Raw genomic sequence first — 17739 nt, forward strand, 5'->3', positions numbered from 1 at the left:
GAAGCGTGAGCGGGTCGATCGAGCGTGGAACAGACCGCCAAGGCGCGGGCGAGTCGGCCCAGCGTGGAGGGGACTGCTGAAGCGTGGGCGAGCCGGCCCAGCGGGGAACTGACTACGTGGCGCGGGCGAGCAGACCGAGCGTCGATCCCGCCTGCGAGACGTGAGCGAGCCGACCGAACGCGGATCCCGCTCGCCGAGCCGCGGGGCAGGACGCCTGGAGTTGATAGAACGCTCTAACGACCGCGTATCCTCTAACCGTGGCAGGGACCAAGGAACGCATCATGGCCGCCGGGGCTGAGCTTTTTCGGCGCAATGGGTACAGCGGTACCGGGCTCAAGCAGATCGTCAGTGAGGCGAATGCTCCCTTCGGCTCGCTCTACCACTTCTTTCCCGGCGGGAAGGAGCAGCTCGGTGCCGAGGTCGTCCGGAGTTCCGGGCTTGCCTACATCCAGCTGTTCGACCTCTTCATCGACCCGGCACCCGACCTGATCAGCGGGATCGAGGCGTTCTTCGCCGCCGGGATCGCGACGCTCGAAGCCACCGACTACGTCGAAGGCTGCCCGATCGCTACCGTTGCTCTCGAGGTCGCGAGTACCAACGAACCGCTGCGGGAAGCCACCGCTGACGTCTTCACCGCGTGGATCGACGCCGGGACCGAGAAGTTCGCCCGGTTCGGGCTCGGCCGGGAGGCCGCACGGACGCTCACCATCTCCGTCGTCAACAGCCTCGAAGGCGCCTTTGTCCTCTGCCGGGCGCTGCGGGACACCGAGGCCATGGCCGTCGCCGGCGCGACCAGCGTGGACGTCGCCAAGCGGCTTCAGGGCGAGCAACTTTAGTCGGGAATCCAACAAGAATACTCAAAATGGCGCTTGACCGATCAGCATCGGACATCAAGGCTGCAGAGTGGTCTAGTCCTCCTGCCTCAACACCGTCGTTCGGTTGGAGCCGCCATGCGCCGTGTCCTCGCCGTCCTCGCCACCGCCGTCGCCGTCATCGGGATCACCGGTCAACCCGCCGATGCCCTGGAAAACGGGCTCGCGAGAACACCCCCGATGGGGTGGAACACCTGGAACACCTTCGAGTGCAACATCAACGAGACGCTCGTCAAGCAGACCACCGACCTGATGGTCAGTTCCGGGATGCGCGACCGCGGCTACACCTACGTCAACCTCGACGACTGCTGGATGACCAAGAACCGGGACGGCGCGGGCAACCTCGTCGCCGACCCGGCTAAGTTCCCCAGCGGCCTCAAGGCGCTCGGTGACTACATCCACGCGCGCGGGATGAAGTTCGGGATCTACGAGAGCGCCGGCAGCGAGACCTGCCAGCACTACCCCGGCAGCCTCGGCCACGAGCAGACCGACGCCAACAGCTACGCGAGCTGGGGCGTCGACTACCTCAAGTACGACAACTGCGGCAGCCCCGGCGGCGAAACCCAGCAGGACTACGTCCGCCGCTACTCCGCGATGCGTGACGCGCTCAAGGCCACCGGCCGCCCGATCGCCTACAGCATCTGCGAGTGGGGCAACTTCTCCCCCTCGACCTGGGCACCCGATGTCGGCAACCTGTGGCGCACCACCGGCGACATCACCAACAACTGGGGCAGCATCGACTCGATCTACCGCCAGAACGTCGGCCTCGCGTCCGCCGCGAAGCCCGGCGCCTGGAACGACCCCGACATGCTCGAGGTCGGCGACGGCATGGACTTCCAGGAGGACCGCGCGCACTTCACGCTCTGGGCGGCGATGGCCGCACCGCTGATCGCCGGCGCCGACCTGCGCTCCGCGAGCGTCGCGACCTTCTCGACCTATCTCAACTCGGACGTCATCGCCGTCGACCAGGACTCCCTCGGCAAGCAGGCGACGCGCATCTCGTCGAGCGGCGGGCTGGACGTCCTGCGGAAGCCCCTCCAGGACGGGGACGTCGCCGTCGTCCTGTTCAACGAGAACACCACCACGAAAACCGTCTCGACGACGGCCGCCGCGGCCGGGTTGCCCAGCGCGTCGAACTACCGGCTGACCAACCTGTGGTCGAAGGAGCTGACCACCAGCACCGGCACGATCAGCGCCGCCGTCCCGTCGCACAGCACCGTGATCTACCGCGTGAAGGCCAACGCGAGCGGCTCCAGCATCGGCACGGCCAAGGCGCTGCAGGGCGCGTCGTCGTCGCGGTGCGTCGACATCAACGGCAACCTCACGACGCCCGGCACCAAGGTCGACATCTGGGACTGCGACGGCGGGTCGAACCAGTCCTGGACGTTCACCAGCGCCGGTGAGCTGAAGGCCAACGGCCTCTGCCTCGACGCCGACGGCGGTGCGACCGCGGCCGGGACCAAGCTGATCGTCTGGACGTGCCACGGCGGCACGAACCAGCAGTTCAAGCTGAACGTCGACGGCTCCATCAGGGGCACGCAGTCCGGCCTCTGCGTCGACGTCACCGGCGGCGACAAGCCCGCCGGCAACGTCAACGGCACTCAGCTCGAACTGTGGGGCTGCAACGACGACGCCAACCAGAACTGGTCCCTCAAGTAGTTCAGGTCCCCGTCAGGTGTTCGGGCCGCACCGGGACGCGCGTGAGCGCGAGCCCGGTCGCGGCCCGGATCGCCGCCACGATCGCCGGGGTCGACGAGATCGTCGGCGGCTCCCCCACCCCGCGCAGGCCGTACGGCGCGTGCGGGTCCGGGCGTTCCAGGACGTCGATGCTCATCGGCGGCATGTCCAGGACCGTCGGGATCAGGTAGTCGGTGAAGGAGGGGTTCCGGATCTTCCCGCCGGAGGTCTGGATCTCCTCCATCACCGCGAGCCCGAGCCCCTGCGCCGAACCACCCTGGATCTGGCCCAGCACGGCCTGCGGGTTCAGCGCCTTGCCGACGTCCTGCGCGCAGTCCAGCGCGACCACCTTGACCAGGCCCAGCTCGACGTCGACGTCGACGACGGCCCGGTGCGCGGCGAACGCGTACTGCACGTGCGCCATGCCCTGCCCGGTTTCCGGATCCAACGACGAAGTAGGCCGGTGCCGCCACTCCACCGTCTCGTCGTAGACGTCGTCGGCGAGGACGTCCACCAGGTCGGCGAGCACCTGGCCGTCGATCGCGACGAGCTTGCCGCCGACGACGCGTGTCTTCCGGTCGAACCGGGACAGCAGCCGCGCCCGCACCGCCACGCAGGCGGCCTGCACCGCGCCGCCGGTCACGTACGACTGGCGTGACGCCGACGTCGAGCCGCCGTTGCCGATCGAGGTGTCCATCGGCAGCACCGTCACCTGCTCGACGCCCAGCTCGGTCCGGACGATCTGCTGCATGATCGTCACCAGGCCCTGGCCGACTTCGCAGGCCGCGGTGTGCACGGTCGCCGCCGGCTCGCCGCCGACCAGCTGCAGCCGCACCCGCGCGGTCGAGTAGTCGTCGAAGCCTTCGGAGAAGCAGACGTTCTTGATCCCGACGGCGTAGCCGACGCCGCGGACGACGCCTTCGCCGTGCGTCGTGTTGGAGACGCCGCCCGGCATGTGCCGCAGGTCGAACGGCCGGTCCGGGGGCATCGGCTTGGCGCGCACCAGGTCCAGCAGCTCGGCGACCGGGGCGGCGGAGTCGACGGCCTGGCCGGTCGGCATCAGCGCGCCTTCGCTCATCGCGTTGCGGACGCGGATCTCCACCGGGTCGAGGCCGCAGGCAGCCGCGAGCTTGTCCATCTGCGACTCGTAGCCGAACGCCGCCTGCACCGCGCCGAAGCCGCGCATCGCGCCGCACGGCGGGTTGTTCGTGTAGGTGCCCCAGCAGTCGACCGCCACACTGTCCACTGTGTACGGTCCGACGCCGAGCGTGGCGGCGTTCGCGACCACCGCGCCGGTCGAGGACGCGTACGCGCCGCCGTCGAGGAACAACCGCGTCCGCACGTAGACGAGCCGGCCGTCACGGGTGGCGCCGTGCTCGTAGTACATCTTCGCCGGGTGGCGGTGCACGTGCCCGTAGAAGGACTCTTCGCGGTTGTAGACCATCTTCACCGGCTTGCCGGTGTGCAATGCCAGCAGGCACGCGTGGACCTGCATCGACAGGTCCTCACGCCCGCCGAACGCGCCCCCGACGCCGCCGAGCGTGAGCCGCACCTTCTCCACCGGCAGCCCCAGCGCGGCGACGATCTGCTGCTGGTCGACGTGCAGCCACTGCGTCGCGACGTACAGGTCGACACCGCCTTCGGTGTCCGGCACGGCGAGCCCGGACTCCGGGCCGAGGAACGCCTGGTCCTGCATGCCGACCTCGTAGACGCCGGAGACGACGACGTCCGCGGAAAGATCCTGCGGCCCGCGGCGGATCTTCACGTGCCGGACGACGTTGCCGCCGTCGTGCAGCGAAGCACCTTCGCCGGCGACGGCCGCTTCGGAGTCCGTTACGGGAGAGAGTTCTTCGTAGGAAACGACGATCCGCTTCATCGCGCGCCGAGCGGTTTCCGGGTGGTCGGCGGCGACCAGCGCGACCGGCTCACCCTGGTACCGCACAACGGAAGAAGCGAGCACGGGCTGGTCGGTGTGCTCCAGCCCGTAGCGGTTGACGCCGGGGACGTCCTCGTGGGTCAGCACGGCGTAGACCCCGGGCACCTTCAGCGCGTCGGTGATGTCGATCCCGGTGATCCGCGCGTACGGGTGCGGGCTGCGCAGGGTCACGCCCCACACCATGTCCTCGTGCCACAGGTCCGAGGAGTACGCGAACTCGCCGCGCACCTTGACCGTCCCGTCGGGACGCCGCGGCGAGGTGCCGACGCCGTTGCCCGTCTGGGTGCCGACGGTGGCGGTCATCGGTCCTCCCGCAGTCTGGCGCTCGCCGACTTCAGCTCCGACGCGATCTCGGACTCGTCCGCCTCCCGCAGCGTGCCGTCCTCGACGACGGCCTTGCCACCGACGAACAGCCGCCGCACCGGCGGTGTCGTGCCCAGGACCAGCGCCGCGACCGGATCCGTGATGCCCGCGTAGTTCAGGCCGGTCAGGTCCCAGATCGCCAGGTCGGCGAGCTTGCCGGGCTCGATCGAGCCGAGGTCGTCCGCCCGGCCGAGGCAGCGGGCGCCGCCCAGCGTGCCCATCCACAGCGCTTCCCGCGTGGTCAGCCCGCGCGGGCCGCCGCGTTGACGCGCCTGCAGCAACGCCTGGTGCAGCTCTTCGCCGAGCCCGCCGGACTCGTTGGACGCGGCCCCGTCGGCGCCGAGGCCGACCGCGACCCCCGCGTCGAGCAGGTCGCGGACCGGGGCGATGCCGGCGCCGATGCGGCCGTTGGACGTCGGGCAGTGCGCCGAGCCGGTGCCGGTCGCGCCGAAGCGGCGGATCGCGTCGGGCGCGAGGTGGATGGTGTGCGCGAGCCAGACGTCGTCGGCGAGCCAGCCCAGCTTGTCGGCGTATTCGGCGGGCGTGCAGCCGACTTCGGCGAGGCACTGCTGCTCTTCGTCGAGGGTTTCGGCGAGGTGCGTGTGGAGCCGGACGCCCTTGCTGCGGGCCAGTTCGGCCGCGCCGGACATCAGCCGTTCGGTGACCGAGAACGGCGAGCACGGGCCGACGGCGATCTGCAGGTGCGCTTCCGCCGAGTCGTCGTGGAAGCGGCCGATCGCCGCTTCGGTGCCGGCCAGCGCGTCGTCGGTCGTCTCGACGAGGTTGTCCGGCGGCAGCCCGCCGTCGGACTCGCCGCGGTCCATCGAACCGCGCACGACGTGCAGCCGGACGCCGATCCGCTGCCGGGCCGACGCCAGCGCGGCCACCTGGTCGCCGCCGTCGCGGGGGAAGACGTAGTGGTGGTCGGCGACGGTGGTGCAGCCGGTCAGGGCCAGCCGCGCCATCCCGGCCGTGGCGGCGGCGTGCGTGATCTCCGCATCGAGCCGGCCCCAGACCGGGTAGAGCGCGACCAGCCACTGGAAGAGCGTGTGGTCGGCGGCCATCCCGCGGGTCGCCCACTGGTAGAGGTGGTGGTGGGTGTTGATCAGGCCGGGGGTGACCAGGCAGCCCGACGCGTCGACGCGCTCGTCGAACTCGCCGGTGTAAACGCCTTCGCCGACTTCGGCGATCCTGTCGTTCTCGACGACGACGTATCCGCTGGCGTACTCCTCGCCGCTGACCGTGGCGATCGCCCCGCCGGTGATGAGTGTCCTCACGCGACCCCGCCCTTCGCCACGGCGCGCACGGCGTCGAGGATCTTTTCGTAGCCGGTGCAGCGGCAGAGGTTGCCGGCCAGCGCTTCGCGGATCTCTTCGTCGCTGGGATCGGCGACGCGGTTCAGCAGGTCGTGCGCGGCGACGACCAGCCCCGGCGTGCAGAACCCGCACTGGACCGCGCCCTGGTCCACAAAGGACTGCTGGATCGGGTCGAGGACGTCGCCGTCGGCCAGGCCCTCGACCGTGCGCACCACGCGCCCCTCGGCCTGTCCGGCCGCGACCAGGCAGGCGCACACCGGGACGGCGTCGAGGTAGACCGTGCAGGAGCCGCATTCGCCCTGCTCACAGGCGTTCTTCGAGCCCGGCAGGCCGAGTCGCTCGCGCAGCACGTAGAGCAGGCTTTCGCCCTCCCAGACGTCGTCGGCCTGCCGTTTCTCGCCGTTGATCGTGACATTCAGGCGCAAACCCGCTCCCCCGTCCGGTGCTCGTCCCAGGCCCACGTCAACGTACGCCGCGCGAGCACCGACAGCGCGTGTTTGCGGTACGCGGCGCTGCCGCGGACGTCGTCGATCGGCGACGTCGCTTCGGCGACCAGGCCGCCGAAGCGACGTTTCAGGGAGTCCGGCAACGGCTCCGGCGAGCCCCACGGCAGTTCCGCGGCGAGGAACTCCTCGGCGGCGCGGGCCCGGCGCGGCGTGGGTGCGGCGGAGCCGATGGCCGCGCCGACCTCGCCGTCGCGCAGGGCCAGCGCGAAGGAGCAGACCGCGATGACCATCGCGTTGCGCGTCCCGACCTTGGCGAACTGCTGCGGCCCGGCGTGCGCGGGCAGGTGGACGGCGGTGATCAGCTCGTCCGGCGCCAGCGAGTGGCGCTTCACCCCGACGTAGAACTCCTCCGCCGGGAGGATCCGGCTCCCCCGCACGGAGGCGACCTCGACCCGCGCGTCCAGGGCCAGCAGCACCGGGTGGGTGTCGCCGGCGGGTGAGGCGGCGCCGAGGTTGCCGCCGACCGTGCCGCGGTTGCGGATCTGGGGCGAGCCGACCGTGCGCGAGGCCATGGCCAGCGCCGGGACGAGTTCACCCACTTCGGCGATGACGCGGCTGTACGGGACGCCGGCGCCGAGCCGGACCGTGCCGTCCGTTGTGGACCACTCCGCCAGTTCAGGCACGCGAGTCAGGTCGAGCAGGGCGTCCGGGCGGCGGTGGTCGAAGTTCAGCTCGACCATGACGTCCGTGCCGCCGGCGATGGGGACGGCGTCCGGGCGCTCGGCTTTATGGGCCAGGGCCTCGGCGAGCGTCGTGGGACGCAGGAACTCCACTCGTGCTCCTTTTCGAAGAGGGCGATAGACCAGTAGACGCCCAACCGGGCGGGGCGGCAACGGCGCGGGCCATGAAACGCACCCGAGCGGAACCCCGCGCGTTTGTGCTTTCCTACAAGCCTGATGACGACCGTGAAAACTCTGCTGGACCTGCCGGGACTGCGGCTGCGCCCGCGGGCCGGGGCCGACCTGCTCGACCGTCCGGTGACGCGCATCTACGTCACCGAGTTGCCCGACCCCGGACGGTACCTGTCGGCCGGTGAGCTGGTGCTTTCCGGCTTGCTCTGGTGGCGCGGGCCGGGGGACGCCGAGCCGTTCGTGGCCGCGCTGGCCCGCTCCGGCGCGGCGGCGCTGGCCGCGTCCGGCGCCGACTCCGACGGCATCCCGGACGACGTCGTCGACGCCTGCGAACGGCACCGGATCCCGCTGCTCGAAGTGCCGATCGACCTGTCGTTCTCGGTGGTCACCGAGCAGGTGGTGCTGGCGCTCGCGGCCGCGTCCGACAGCTCCCGCAAACGTTTGCTGGCCGCCGCGGACGCCCCGGTCGGGACGCTGCTGGAGAGCGCGTCGGCCGAGCTGGGCCTGCCCTGCTGGGTGCTGTCGACGCTGGGCCGGGTGGTCGCCGGGACGGCGCCGCTGCCGATGCCGGTCGAGGACGTCGTCCAGCGGTACGCCGCGAAACAGGACACGGCGGGGCCGTTGACGCTGACGCCGGTGGAGGGCCGGCACGCCGTGCCGTGGCTGATCGCCGTCGGCGGGCCGCTGAGCACCGCTCAGACCGAGCTGACCGAGGAGCTGGCGGGGCTCGTCGGCGTCACCCGGGCGCGCGCGAAGCCGTCGGAAGCCGACCTGACCGGCGACGTGCGTGTGGTCGCGTTGCGGACCGAAGGCAGCGACGAGAGCCGGGACGTCCTGCGGGAGCTGCTGCCGGACGCGACGCTGGTCGAACCCGGCGGCGAGACGACGTACGCCGTGACCGCGCGGTGGCCGTCGGACGCTTTCACGGCTCTGTCCACAGTGGAGCCATTGCTCGCGGCCCGCCGGATCGTCTGCGGGGTCGGCGATGCCGCGCCTCGCGATGAGGCACGCGAGGTCGCGGCCTACGCGCTGGCGGTGGCGTCGCGGCGCCCCGGGCGGGTCGTCGTGGTGCCGGGTGAGGAGATCGGCGTGCACCAGCTGCTGCTCGCCGGGGCGCCGGACGGGCTGCGGGCCGCGCTGCGCCGGCGCGTCCTCGGGCCGCTGCTGGACTACGACGCCGAGCAGCACACGGACCTGGTGCACACGGTGCGGGTGTTCCTGGAGTGCTCGGGCTCGCCGACCCGCGCGGCGAAGGCGCTGCACGTCCACGTCAACACCCTGCGCTACCGCATCGGCCGGGCCGGCGAGCTGCTCGGCGCGGACCTGACGGAGTTCACCGACCAGCTCGACGTCTACCTGGCGCTGCGCGCCGGGGACCAAGCAGGATGATGGGGAGCGTGGAACCCGAAATCACCTCGGCGCGGCAGGCGGGGCACGACCCCCGCGTGCTGGCCTTCGGGCGGCTCCAGGGCGCGGCGAACCGGCTCGAATACCTGCTCGGGCGCGCGCTGGAGAAGGAGTGCGGGATCACCCACCTGATGTACGAGGTGCTGCTGATCGTCGGGCGCGCGGGCGACGACGGGCTGACGATGCGCTCGATCGCCCAGGAGCAGGTGCTGACGACCGGCGGCGCGACCCGGCTGGTCGACCGGATGGAGGCCCTCGGCCTGGTGACCCGCACGGCCCACCCGCGCGACCGGCGCGTCCAGCTGGTGCGCCTGACCGAGCTCGGCGAGCGGACGACGGTGCGTGCGAGCCGGCTGCACGTGGCGAACATCGAGCAGTACTTCTTCTCGCCGTTGCCGGAGGAGCACCGGGAGCGGTTCGCCGACGACCTGCGGCGGCTGAGCCACGCGGCCCGCGACGCCCTCCCCCGGCTGCGCTGAGCGGGCTTTCCGATCGAGGGGTTGAGAAGTGGGTAAGCAGAAGCGCCGGGCGGCCGTCGAGGACGTCCCGGCGCCCCGGACGGCCGGGGAGTTCGGCGACGCCCTGCTCGCCGCGGCCTACGACGTCGCGCGCGGCGTTCCCGGCGCGGCCAAGGCGTCCGCGAAGAGGCTCGCGAAGGGCTTCGAACCGGCACCGGAACTCGCGGAAGGCGCTGACCTGGCCGCCCGGCGGGCGATCACCCGGCCCTGCCGCAACGGCTGGCTGCCCGAGGACGTCGACCAGGCGGCCCGGCGGCGGGTCGACGAGTTCGCCGTCTCGTACGTGCTCGACACGCTCGCCGGCTACGCCGGGCAGTTCGCGACCCTGCACCCGGGCTGGCGGGAACAGCTGGACGACGTCGGCGCCGTCGCCTGGTGGTCGACGTCCGAGCCGCACTTCACGCAGTGGGCGGCGAAGCACATCCTGACCCCCGCCGAAGCGGTGACGACCGTCGTCGAAGCCCTTGGGCTCCTGGTGTCGATGCCGGCGCTGAACCCTGTTCTGCCGGTACCCGGGACGCCTTATCGGCCACCGGTCCACCACGCCGTGGACGAGAAGAAGCTGGGCCGGGTCCGCGCGCTGCTGGCCAAGGCCGAGTCGAGCTCGTTCCCGGAGGAGGCCGAGGCGCTGTCCGCGAAGGCGCAGGAGCTGATGACCCGGTACGCGCTCGACCGCGTGCTGGTGGAGACGTCGGTCCCGGACGTGCCGGCGTCGCGGCGGCTCTGGCTCGACACGCCGTACCTCGACGCCAAGTCGCTGCTGGTCCACGTGGTCGCGACGGCGAACCGCTGCCAGGCCGTCTTCGACCCGCGCTGGGGGTTCGTCACCGTCGTCGGCGACGAGAACGACCTGGACGCCATCGCGCTGCTGACGACGTCACTGCTGGTCCAGGCGACGCGCGCGATGATCGCCGACCCGGCCGGCCGCTCACGCGCGTTCCGGCAGTCGTTCCTCGTCTCCTACGCGACGCGGATCGGCGAGCGGCTGGAGAAGGCCGCCAAGACGACCCTGTCGTCCTCGCCCGACTCGGACCGGCTGCTGCCGGTGCTGGCGTCCCACGAGCTGAAGGTGAAGGCGGCGTTCACGGAGCTGTTCCCGGAGGTGGTGGGCAAGTCGGTGACGGTCCGCGACCTGGACGGCTGGGACGCGGGACGGTCGGCCGCCGACCGCGCCCGGCTTCAGGGCTCGTGAGTGGTAATGCGGGTTAGAACCCTCATTACCACTCACGACCCTCACACTTCGCGACGCGCGTACTTCTCCAGCACCGGGCGTCCGAACGGCAGCTCACCTTCGTCGAGCGCCCCACAGTCCAGGCCCCGCAACAGGTACACCGCCAGCGCCTGGGCCGTCGCGGGTTCGTCCAGCACTCCCCCGGACGTCTTGTCCGCGTACGCGCGCAACCGGTCCACCGCCGACGGGAAGTTCTCGCGGTAGAACGTGTACGTCGCGGCGAAGCGGGTCGGCAGCTGGTGGGCGTGCAGGTCCCAGCCCTGGTAGAAGCCGCGTTCCAGCGACCGGCGGACCAGGCGCAGGTGCTCGGCCCACGCCGACGGGAGCGCGTCGCCGAGGGGGAGGCGGTTGGTCGAGCCGTCCGAGAGGCGGACGCCCGTGCCCGCCGCCGAGACCTGCATCAGCTGCTTGGCCAGGTCGGCCGCCGGGTGCTCCATGCTCTGGTACGCCGCCGCGATGCCGAGGCCGGCGCTGTAGTCGTACGTGCCGTAGTGCAGGCCCGAACAGCGGCCGTCCGCGGCGTGCACGATGCGGGCCACCGCCAGCGTGCCGTCGGCGTCCACAATGGACTGCGTCGTCTCGATCTGGACCTCGAAGCGCAACGTCCGCTCGGGCAGGTCGTACGCGGATTCCAGGCGGGCCAGCACTTCCGCGGCCACCGAGACCTGGTCCACCGCGGTCACCTTCGGCAGCGTGACGACGAACCCGGACGGCAGTGGCCCGTGCTCCAGCAGGCTGCCCAGGAACAGGTCCAGGGTGCGGATCCCGCGGTGGCGCGTCAAAGCCTCGAAGCTCTTGAAGCGGATGCCGACGAACGGCGTGCCGCCCGTGGTCGCGAGGGTCTGCCCGGCCGCGCGCGCCGCCGCGTCCTCGACGTCGTCCGGGACGCGGCCGAAGCCGTCCTCGAAGTCGATCCGCAGGTCCTCGATCGGCTCGGTGAGCAGCTTGGCGCGGACGCGCTCGTAGACGTCGGCGTCCAGGCCCAGCAGGTCCTCGTGCTCGACGAAGACCCGCATGGCCTGTTTGCCCCAGTCCGCGACCAGCCGCGTCCGGTACTGCGACGCCGGGACGTACACCGTGTGCACCGGCTGCCGCCCCGGCCGCTCCCCCGGGTACAACGCCGCGACGCGCGCGTCGGCCTCGGCCAGGCGCGCGTCGGCGGCGTCGTAGACGTCCTGGGACAGCCGCACTACTTGATCCGCTCGTACGCGGGCAGCGTCAGGAAGTCCGGGAAGCCGTCGGCCAGCGCGACCTGCTCGAACAGCTCGACGGCCGGCTCCAGCTGCTCCGGCTTGATCTCCGCGGCCAGCTCGCCGCGGACCTCGGCCAGCACGCCGCGCACCAGCTCGGACGTCACGACATCGCCGGTGTCCAAAGTGGTCCCGTTCTTGACCCACTGCCAGACCTGCGAACGCGAGATCTCCGCCGTCGCCGCGTCTTCCATCAGGTTGTGGATCGCCGCCGCGCCGTTGCCGGACAGCCAGGACGCGATGTAGCGGATGCCGACGTCCACCGCCGCGCGCAGGCCGGCCGCCGTCGCGCCACCCGGTGTCGAGGCGACGTCGAGCAGCTGGTCGGCGGTGGCAGAGAGATCCCAGTCCTCGTCGCGCCTGCGCTCCAGCTGGTTCGGCTGGTCGCCGAGGACCTTGTCGAACTCCTCGCGGCAGATGTCGACCATGCCGGGGTGCGCCACCCAGGAGCCGTCGAAGCCGTCGCCGGCCTCGCGGCTCTTGTCGGCGCGGACCTTGTCGAGCGCGGCCTTGGTGACGTCCGGGTCGTTGCGGTTCGGGATGAACGCGGCCATGCCGCCGATCGCGAACGCGCCGCGCTTGTGGCAGGTGCGCACGAGCAGCTCGGTGTAGGCACGCATGAACGGCGCGGTCATGGTGACGGAGTTGCGGTCCGGCAGCACGAACTTCTCGCCGGCGTCGCGGAAGTACTTGATCATGCTGAACAGGTAGTCCCAGCGGCCCGCGTTGAGGCCCGAGGCGTGCTCGCGCAGCTCGTAGAGGATCTCCTCCATCTCGAACGCGGCCGGGATGGTCTCGATCAGCACGGTCGCGCGGACGGTGCCGTGCTCGATGCCGAGCGTCTTCTCGGCGTGGGTGAAGACGTCGTTCCAGAGCCGCGCTTCGAGGTGGCTCTCCATCTTCGGGAGGTAGTAGTACGGGCCCTTGCCGCGGCTGAGCGACTCCTTCGCGTTGTGGAAGAAGTGCAGGCCGAAGTCGATCAGCGCGCCGACGGCCTGGCGCCCGCCGAAGGACAGGCCGCGCTCGTCGAGGTGCCAGCCGCGCGGGCGGACGACGATGGTGGCGTGCTCGACGTCGTCCTTCAGCGCGTAGCTCTTGCCGCCGCTCTCCAGCGTGATGTCCTCGCGGACGGCGTCGTACAGGTTGACCTGCCCGGACACGACGTTCGCCCAGTGCGGGGTGTTGGCGTCTTCGAGGTCGGCCAGCCACACCTTCGCGCCGGAGTTGAGCGCGTTGATGGTCATCTTGCGGTCGGTCGGCCCGGTGATCTCGACGCGGCGGTCGCGCAGCGCGGCCGGCGCCTCGGCGACCTGCCAGTCGCCCTCGCGGATCTCCTTCGTCTCCGGCAGGAAATCCAGCTTGCCGGTGGTGCGGGCCTCCTCGCGGCGCTTGCCGCGCGCCTGCAGCAGCTCGTCGCGGCGGCCGGCGAAGGCGTCGTGCAGGCCGGCGAGGAAGGCGAGCGCCTCCGGCGTCAGGATCTCGTCGCCGCGCTCGACCGGGTCGCCCAGCACCTGGACTTCAGAAGACATGTGGAACACCTCGAGGGTTCGGATCTTTGGATAACGGCCCTACGGTTTTCTACCAGCCGGACTATAGTTTCTGCATAGCGGAAGCTCAACGCAGACGTAAGGAGGACCACCGGTGGCAGCGGAGAAGAACGGGCGCGATGGCGGCGTCCAGTCCCTGCAGCGTGCCTTCGAGCTGCTGGAACACCTCGCGGACACCGGCGGTGAAGCCAGCTTGTCCGAGCTCGCGACGCTGTCCGGGCTGCCGATGCCGACGATCCACCGGCTCATCCGCACCCTGGTCGACCTGGGGTACGTCCGGCAGAACACCAACCGCCGGTACGCGCTGGGCGCGCGGCTGATCCGGCTCGGCGAGAACGCGAGCATGCAGTTCGGCGCCTGGGCGCGGCCGCTGCTGGCGGAGCTGGTCGAGGAGGTCGGCGAGACGGCGAACCTGGCGGTCCTGGAGCGCGACGAGGTCGTCTACGTGGCCCAGGTGCCCTCGAAGCACTCGATGCGCATGTTCACCGAGGTCGGCCGGCGGCTGCTGCCGCACGGCACCGGCGTCGGCAAGGCCATGCTGGCCCACCTGCCCGCGGACGACGTGCGGTCGCTGCTCTCGCGGACCGGCATGCCGGCCTATACCGAGCACACGTTCACCGACGCGGACGCGCTGGCCGTGGAGCTGGCCCGGATCGCCACGCAGGGGTACGCGCTGGACGAGGCGGAGCAGGAGCTGGGGGTCCGTTGCGTCGCGGTGGCCGTGCCGGGCGCGCCGGTGCCGGCCGCGGTGTCGGTGTCCGGGCCGTCGGGCCGGCTGACCGCCGAGGCGGTGGCGCACATCGCCCCGGCGGTGCAGCGGGTGGCGGACGCTCTGGGCGCGAGCCTCTCCCAGGCCACGGTCACGGTCTAGGTCAGCTCACCGACCAGCATGTCCATGAGCAGGCCGTCGCGCCAGGTGCCGTCCGGGGCGCGTTCGTAGCGGCGCAGCACGCCGACCGGGCGGAAGCCCAGCTTCGTGTAGACCCGGATCGCCGTCTCGTTGGACGCCGCCGGGTCGATCGTCAGGCGGTGGTGGCCGTTGTCCAGCAGGTGGCGGGCCAGCGTGCGGAGGGCGTCCGTGCCGAGGCCGCGGCCGTGGAAGTCCGGATGCAGCGAGATGTCGATGCCCGCGTGGCGGTACTGCGGCTCCAGCTCCTCACAGCTCTGGATGATCCCGACGACCAGGCCGTCGAGTTCGATCACGTAGCTGGTGTAGCCGGCCTCGACCTCGTACAGGCCGTCGACCTCGTGGGCCGCGTCGCCCCACCAGCGGGCGACCTCCGGGGTGGCGAGGATTTCGCTGACGCGGGCGCGATCTTTTGCCGAAATGGTACGCAAAAGTACCCGCGCACCGTGGATGATGGGCATGATTGGTCCTCTCTCGCGGCGAATGACGGCTTTGGGACGTCTGGGGCGAGGAGGGGCACGAGCGGACCTGCGTCAACCGGGCATGCCCGGATTCTCCTTCGGCGCGCACCCGCCCGTCATCCGATTTTCGCGGAAGGACGGCATGGACTCCCATACCGGCGGCGCGCTCGCCTGGCTCGCTCAGGGCGCCGCCTCGAACCTGCTCGACCGGCTCGTCGACCGCGCGCTCAACGGGCCGCCGCTACCGCCCTCCTGGCCGCCGCGCCCGGGTGGGTCGGTGCCGGGGACGGTCGAGATCTCGGTGCGGCACCAGCTGACGATCCGGACCCGGACGCCGGTGATCCTCACGCTGCAGGAAGACGGCAGCCGCACGGGCACGGTCTTCTCGATCGTCCTCGGCCACACGACCCGCGTGAACCTGCCGGGCGGCGACTACTTCGGCGCCGCGATGATCGTCGACCCGTTGGCGCGCAAGCGCTCCGGTCAGACGCTGCAGGGCATCGGCTGGTCCCGCCTGACGGTCACCGCCCGCCGGACGTCACCCCTGATCATCCCGGCCCACCACCCGTCGGCGCCGGTGCTGCTGCAGCTGGGACTGCGGAAGGCGGACGGCACGCCGTTGTTCCGTTTACCGCCTTCCCGGCTCTAGCCGGTATCCGGCCGCCGTCTCGCGACTCTGAAGGAGAGCGAGAGGGGGCTCGACTTGGAACCGTTCACCGGATCACTCGTCTGGCTGGGTCAGGCCGCGGCTGCGGCGGTCGTCGGCAGGCTCGCCGAACGGGCCGTGGACCGGGCCTTCGACGGTTCACGGCGGGCTGTCACGTTGCCGGATCCCCGGCGCCACCGGATCGGCGACGTGACCAGCGACGTCGACATCGTCGTACGGCACGTGCCCGCCGGACGGCGTCCCGTGCTGCTGGCCTTCCAAACGGCCCCGGCCGGGACCGCCGGGGAACCGCACGGGGTGACGGTGCCGATGCTGCTCGGCGAGACCGCGCACCTGACCCTGGCACGCGACGACTACCTGATCAGCGCGCTGGTCCTCGACGCGCCCGCGCAGCTCGGCGGCAACCCGGTGCTGCACGGCGTCGGCTGGGTCCGCCACTGGGTGGCCAGCAACCGGACCGATCAGCTCAGCATCACCACCGAGGCGCCGACCAAGGAGCTGCTCGAACGGCTCGGCCTGCGCAGGCCGGACGGGACAAGCCCGTTCGAGCTGCCGCCGCGCCCCGACCGGCCGCAGCTGCCGACCTCATGGGTTCGCGCGCGCCAAGCCGCGCTGCTCGCGGAGCAGCCGGCTGCCTTCACCGCCACGGCGAACGCGCGGTGCCGCGCGAGCGTGGTGCACCGCGGCTCGCGCTGCACCATGGCGGTTTCCACCTTCAGCGCGAACGGACTGTGCATGCACCACGACAGCCACTTCAAGGCGGGTGGCACCGTCCACGACTGGGCCACCCGGAAACGGATCCGCTAGCCCAGCAACGCGTCCACGAACGCACCCGGCTCGAACGGCGCCAGGTCGTCCGGACCCTCGCCGAGGCCCACGAGCTTCACCGGGACGCCCAGCTCGCGCTGGACCTGGAACACGATGCCGCCCTTGGCGGTGCCGTCCAGCTTGGTCAGCACGATGCCCGTGACGTCGATGACCTCGGCGAACACCCGGGCCTGCATCAGGCCGTTCTGGCCCGTGGTCGCGTCCAGGACCAGCAGGACCTCGTCGACCTTCGCCTGCTTCTCGACGACTCGCTTGACCTTGCCCAGCTCGTCCATCAGGCCGGTCTTCGTGTGCAACCGGCCCGCGGTGTCGATCAGGACCGCGTCGACGCCCGTGTCCACGCCGCGCTTGACCGCGTCGAACGCGACCGCCGCCGGGTCCGCGCCTTCCTTGCCGCGCACGACCTCCGCGCCGACGCGCTCGGCCCACGTCTGCAGCTGGTCGGCCGCCGCCGCGCGGAACGTGTCCGCCGCGCCCAGGACCACCGTGGCGCCCTGGGCGACCAGCACCCGCGCGAGCTTGCCCGTGGTCGTCGTCTTGCCCGTGCCGTTGACGCCCGCGACCAGCACCACCGCGGGCTGCTTCTGCCCATCGACGGTGTGCGGCAGCGCGCGCACCGCGCGGTGGCCGTCGGTGGACAGCTCCGCCGTCAGCACCTCGTGCAGCACCTCGCGGGCCTCGGCCGAGTTTCGCACCGCGCGGCGGGACAGCTCGTCGCGCAGCCGCTCGACGATGTGGTTCGTGGTCGCCGCGCCGAGGTCGGCCATCAGCAGCGTGTCTTCAACGTCCTGCCAGGAGTCCTCGTCGAGGTCGCCGGCGCCGAGCAGGCCCAGCAGGCTCTGGCCGAACATCGAGCGCGACTTCGTGAGCCGACCGCGCAGCCGCTCCAGCCGGCCGGCCGCGGGGTCGATCTCCTCGGCGACGGGCGCCGGCTCGACGACCTCGGTGTCCGACGGCGTGGCGTCCGGCAGCTTGACGTCCCGGACCGTGCGCTGGGCCGAGTCGCGCGGGACCGCGGCGTCGTCGCCGACGGCGGGCTGGCCGTCGGTCTCCGGGCGGTCGTCGACCGGGTGCTCGGCCGGCTCTTCGACCTCGGGCGCCGCGCCGCCGGGCGCGAGCGCGATGCCCCCGCTGGCCGCGTAGCTGCCGCCCTTCGGTTTCGCTTCGACCTCACGCTGGGCGTCCAGGCTGATGCGGCGCTTGCGCGCGATCAGCAGGCCGGTCACCAGCAGGGCGACCAGCACGACGACCGCGATGACTACGAAGATGAACCAGGAGCTCGACACCGCACCATCCTTTCATTGGCCCGCCGTCACCGCGGACCCGCCGTCCACGCAGGCAATTCGTAACGACGTACATCCCGATTGGGCCAAGACTTCACGGCGTGGGTTGCGTCACAGGC

Annotated in this window: 16 protein-coding genes; 8 read left to right on the forward strand and 8 right to left on the reverse strand. The window is 71.4% G+C overall.

The window, feature by feature from the left end:
- The first annotated feature begins 257 nt into the window (after positions 1 to 257).
- Positions 258 to 836, forward strand: coding sequence for a TetR/AcrR family transcriptional regulator (locus OG570_RS01120; RefSeq protein ID WP_442788241.1), 579 nt, complete (start codon positions 258 to 260; stop codon positions 834 to 836).
- Between the two features lie 114 nt (positions 837 to 950).
- Positions 951 to 2531, forward strand: coding sequence for a glycoside hydrolase family 27 protein (locus tag OG570_RS01125; RefSeq protein WP_326955243.1), 1581 nt, complete (start codon positions 951 to 953; stop codon positions 2529 to 2531).
- 1 nt (position 2532) lies between these two features.
- Here OG570_RS01125 and pucD read toward each other — a convergent pair whose 3' ends face one another.
- From pucD to OG570_RS01145, 4 genes are read right to left on the reverse strand one after another with little or no spacing between them, the layout of a single operon-like run.
- Positions 2533 to 4788 (reverse strand): xanthine dehydrogenase subunit D, encoded by a 2256-nt coding sequence (pucD, locus tag OG570_RS01130; RefSeq protein ID WP_326955244.1) that lies wholly within the window; start codon positions 4786 to 4788, stop codon positions 2533 to 2535.
- Positions 4785 to 6125 (reverse strand): 8-oxoguanine deaminase, encoded by a 1341-nt coding sequence (locus OG570_RS01135; RefSeq protein WP_326955245.1) that lies wholly within the window; start codon positions 6123 to 6125, stop codon positions 4785 to 4787. The genes pucD and OG570_RS01135 overlap by 4 nt, the downstream gene beginning before the upstream one ends.
- Positions 6122 to 6589 (reverse strand): (2Fe-2S)-binding protein, encoded by a 468-nt coding sequence (locus OG570_RS01140; RefSeq protein ID WP_326947138.1) that lies wholly within the window; start codon positions 6587 to 6589, stop codon positions 6122 to 6124. The genes OG570_RS01135 and OG570_RS01140 overlap by 4 nt, the downstream gene beginning before the upstream one ends.
- Positions 6580 to 7443 (reverse strand): FAD binding domain-containing protein, encoded by an 864-nt coding sequence (locus OG570_RS01145; protein ID WP_326955246.1) that lies wholly within the window; start codon positions 7441 to 7443, stop codon positions 6580 to 6582. Before OG570_RS01145 ends, OG570_RS01140 begins: the two co-directional genes overlap by 10 nt.
- Positions 7444 to 7566: 123 nt before the next feature.
- Between OG570_RS01145 and OG570_RS01150 the strand changes: the two genes are divergently transcribed.
- The 3 genes from OG570_RS01150 to OG570_RS01160 are packed head-to-tail and all read left to right on the forward strand — an operon-like array spanning position 7567 to position 10638.
- The gene (locus OG570_RS01150) at positions 7567 to 8910 is read left to right on the forward strand and encodes a PucR family transcriptional regulator (protein ID WP_326947136.1); all 1344 of its coding nucleotides are present in this window, start codon (positions 7567 to 7569) and stop codon (positions 8908 to 8910) included.
- Between the two features lie 8 nt (positions 8911 to 8918).
- Positions 8919 to 9407 carry a MarR family winged helix-turn-helix transcriptional regulator gene (locus OG570_RS01155; RefSeq protein ID WP_326947135.1) on the forward strand — a complete coding sequence of 163 codons (489 nt, stop codon included), beginning with the start codon at positions 8919 to 8921 and terminating at the stop codon, positions 9405 to 9407.
- Positions 9408 to 9435: 28 nt separating this feature from the next.
- Positions 9436 to 10638, forward strand: a complete 1203-nt coding sequence (locus OG570_RS01160) for a DUF2786 domain-containing protein (RefSeq protein WP_326955247.1) — start codon at positions 9436 to 9438, stop codon at positions 10636 to 10638.
- A 41-nt stretch (positions 10639 to 10679) separates the two neighbouring features.
- Here OG570_RS01160 and OG570_RS01165 read toward each other — a convergent pair whose 3' ends face one another.
- Entirely contained in the window at positions 10680 to 11867 is a 1188-nt protein-coding gene (locus tag OG570_RS01165) for a DUF6986 family protein (protein WP_326955248.1), read from the reverse strand.
- The gene (aceB, locus tag OG570_RS01170; RefSeq protein WP_326955249.1) at positions 11867 to 13456 is read right to left on the reverse strand and encodes a malate synthase A; all 1590 of its coding nucleotides are present in this window, start codon (positions 13454 to 13456) and stop codon (positions 11867 to 11869) included. The genes OG570_RS01165 and aceB overlap by 1 nt, the downstream gene beginning before the upstream one ends.
- Positions 13457 to 13568: 112 nt before the next feature.
- On the opposite strand from aceB, the gene OG570_RS01175 reads away from it, so the two are divergent.
- Entirely contained in the window at positions 13569 to 14345 is a 777-nt protein-coding gene (locus tag OG570_RS01175; RefSeq protein ID WP_326955250.1) for an IclR family transcriptional regulator, read from the forward strand.
- Here OG570_RS01175 and OG570_RS01180 read toward each other — a convergent pair.
- Positions 14342 to 14842, reverse strand: coding sequence for a GNAT family N-acetyltransferase (locus OG570_RS01180; protein WP_326955251.1), 501 nt, complete (start codon positions 14840 to 14842; stop codon positions 14342 to 14344). The two genes, OG570_RS01175 and OG570_RS01180, sit on opposite strands and share 4 nt — an antisense overlap.
- A gap of 82 nt (positions 14843 to 14924) precedes the next feature.
- Here OG570_RS01180 and OG570_RS01185 point away from each other — a divergent pair, with 82 nt between their 5' ends.
- Positions 14925 to 15491 (forward strand): hypothetical protein, encoded by a 567-nt coding sequence (locus OG570_RS01185; protein WP_326955252.1) that lies wholly within the window; start codon positions 14925 to 14927, stop codon positions 15489 to 15491.
- 54 nt (positions 15492 to 15545) lie between these two features.
- Complete coding sequence (locus OG570_RS01190) at positions 15546 to 16316, forward strand: hypothetical protein (protein ID WP_326955253.1); 771 nt, start codon at positions 15546 to 15548, stop codon at positions 16314 to 16316.
- On the opposite strand, the gene ftsY is transcribed toward OG570_RS01190, so the two are convergent.
- The gene (ftsY, locus tag OG570_RS01195) at positions 16313 to 17623 is read right to left on the reverse strand and encodes a signal recognition particle-docking protein FtsY (protein WP_326955254.1); all 1311 of its coding nucleotides are present in this window, start codon (positions 17621 to 17623) and stop codon (positions 16313 to 16315) included. The two genes, OG570_RS01190 and ftsY, sit on opposite strands and share 4 nt — an antisense overlap.
- Positions 17624 to 17739 lie beyond the last annotated feature (116 nt).

Source organism: Amycolatopsis sp. NBC_01286 (assembly GCF_035982555.1).
Classification (GTDB): Bacteria; Actinomycetota; Actinomycetes; order Mycobacteriales; family Pseudonocardiaceae; genus Amycolatopsis.